This is a genomic window from Kineococcus siccus, assembly GCF_009906795.1.
Taxonomy (GTDB): Bacteria; Actinomycetota; Actinomycetes; order Actinomycetales; family Kineococcaceae; genus Kineococcus; species Kineococcus siccus.
The window spans coordinates 1-2394 of sequence record NZ_JAAALN010000355.1; the positions used below are offsets into that span (position 1 = coordinate 1).

The 2394-nt window shown below is 75.4% G+C and carries 3 protein-coding genes; all 3 read left to right on the forward strand.

From position 1 onward, the window contains the following. Nucleotides 1–121 precede the first annotated feature (121 nt). On the forward strand, nucleotides 122–1165 hold the full coding sequence (locus GTR02_RS21330; protein WP_166609476.1) for an efflux RND transporter periplasmic adaptor subunit: 1044 nt from the start codon (nucleotides 122–124) through the stop codon (nucleotides 1163–1165). Beyond that, nucleotides 1162–1887: an ABC transporter ATP-binding protein gene (locus tag GTR02_RS21335; protein WP_166609477.1), complete on the forward strand. Its 726-nt coding sequence runs from the start codon at nucleotides 1162–1164 to the stop codon at nucleotides 1885–1887. Before GTR02_RS21330 ends, GTR02_RS21335 begins: the two co-directional genes overlap by 4 nt. Further along, the coding region (locus tag GTR02_RS21340; protein WP_166609478.1) for an ABC transporter permease at nucleotides 1887–2394 on the forward strand (508 nt) is incomplete at its 3' end. The genes GTR02_RS21335 and GTR02_RS21340, both read left to right, overlap by 1 nt.

The following is a 2394-nucleotide window of genomic DNA, read 5'->3' on the forward strand; positions in this document are numbered from 1 at the left end:
GCGCCGGGTCGCGCGAACGTCCCTCCGCGGCGCAGCAGGGCTGTTACGGTCCGCACACAGCCGCTCGGGGGATCGGCCAACCGTGCACCACCCCGTGGTTGGACACCGGAGGTGGAGCACCGTGGGCGTGTTCAAGACGATCGTGTTCCCGTCGCTGCGCCTGGTGGTGTGGGCGCTCATCGCCGTGGCGCTGCTCTACCTGGCCTTCGGCCGCGGCGGTCCCGAGCCGGCCGGGGCGGCCAGCCCGTCGGCCGTGCTCACCCCGGCCGAGACGACGATCACGCGCGGCGACGTCGTCAACACCGTGTCCCTCTCCGGCAGCATCGAGGCCGACCCCGCCACGACCGTCAAGGTCACGGCCGCCGGGGCGGTCGGGCGGCTGCGCGCCGAGGTCGGTGACGCCGTGGAGAAGGGCACGCCGCTGTTCACGGTGCTGGTGCCCGTCGAGGCGCCCCCGGCGCCCCCGGCCGCGGACCCGGCCGCGCCGCCGCCGGCTCCCGCACCGCCGCGCACCCGCACGGTCACCGTGACGGCGACGGTGCCCGGCACCCTCGCGAGCCTGGACGTCCTCCCGGCGCAGGAGGTCACGATCGGCGAGGCCGCGGCCACGATCAGCCCCGGCACGCTCACCGTGTCCGCGCCGCTGACGCAGGACCAGCAGTTCCGCCTCCTCGCCGCCCCGAGCTCCGCGTCGGTCACCGTCCCCGGCGGCCCCGGGACGTTCCAGTGCACGGGCCTGCGCACGGGCACCCCCGTCACGGGGACCTCGGCGCCCGCCCCCGCCCCCGCGCCCGACCCGTACGCCTTCGGCGGCGGCGGCGTCGACCCGGGGTCGACCCCGACCGGGGCCAGCGTCACCTGCCGGGTCCCCTCGGACGTGCCGGTGTTCTCCGGCCTGTCGGCCACGGTCGACGTCACCGCGGGCCAGGCGACGGGTGTGCTGCTCGCCCCGGTCACCGCGGTCGCGGGGCGCGTCGCGACGGGGAAGGTGTGGCTGCTCGACGACGCCGGTGCGCCGACCGAGACCGCGGTGACCCTCGGGCTCACCGACGGGGAGAACGTCGAGATCACCGGCGGCGTCGAGGAGGGGGCCCGCATCCTGCAGTTCGTGCCGGGCACCGACGAGATCACGGGTGGCGAGGGCGGCCAGGTGTTCTCCGGATGAGCGTCATCTCCCTCGACGGCGTCGGCCGCGACGTCGTGCTGCCCGACGGCGGGGTGCTGCGCATCCTCACGGGCGTCGACCTCGTCGTCGAGGCCGGCGAGCACATCGCCGTCGTCGGCCGGTCGGGCTCCGGGAAGTCGACGCTGCTCAACCTCGTCGGCCTGCTCGACCGCCCCACCGCCGGCGAGTACCTGCTGGACGACCGGCCCACGACGGGGATGTCGGGCCGGCGCACGGCCAAGCTGCGCGGCGCGACGTTCGGGTTCGTCTTCCAGCAGTTCAACCTGCTGCCCGGGCGCAGCGCCACCGACAACGTGGCCTCGCCGCTGTTCTACGGCTCGTCGCGGGAGTTCCTCGGCCGGCGCCGCATCGCGCGCGCGATGCTCACCCGCGTCGGGCTGGGCGAACGGCTGGACACCATGCCGGAGAAGCTGTCCGGGGGTGAGCAGCAGCGCGTCGCGCTGGCCCGCAGCCTCGTGCGGCGCCCCAGGGTGCTGCTCGCGGACGAGCCCACGGGGGCCCTCGACGTGGACACGGGGTCCGCGGTGATGGACGTGCTGGAGGAGCTCGTGCGCGAGGAGGGGACGACGCTGATCACCATCACGCACGACCTCGCCGTCGCGGCGCGCGCCGACCGGCGGTTCCGGCTGGACCACGGCGTCCTGTCGCCCCTGGCCGACGCGGCCCTGCAGGGCGCGACCGCCGACCGGAGCGCCTCCTGATGGGCCTCGTGGCGGCGCTCACCGAGGCCTGGCACGAGATCCGCGTGCACCGCGTGCGGGTGGTGCTCTCGCTCGTCGGCGTGTTCCTCGCCGTCTTCGCCATGACGACCATCACCGCGGTCGGGCGGATGGGCGCGCAGATGCTGCAGGAGTCCTCCGACCGCTCGCAGGGCCGCTCCGCGACGCTGCAGATGGACGTGTACTCCTCCGACGGCTCGAGCACCGTGGACGCCGCGACCATGGAGCAGCTGCGGGCCGTCGTGGACCGCCACCGGATCGCCTGGTCCTCGCTCACGGGGAGCGTGCAGTTCCCGGCCCGCTTCCCCGCCGGCACCCAGCTCGTCAGCGGCAGCATCGTCGAGCCCCGCTACGGCGAGATGCACCGCATCCAGGTCCTGCAGGGCCGGTGGTTCACCGACGCCGACACCGACCGGTTCGCCCCGGCCCTCGTCGTGGACCAGCAGTTCGCCGACGCCCTCGGCGGGTTCGACCCGGCCCGCCGAGGGC

Excerpts from the sequence above, each read along its gene's own strand:
- GTR02_RS21335 (WP_166609477.1), top strand. The coding sequence starts at position 1,162 with ATGAGCGTCATCTCCCTCGACGGCGTCGGCCGCGACGTCGTGCTGCCC.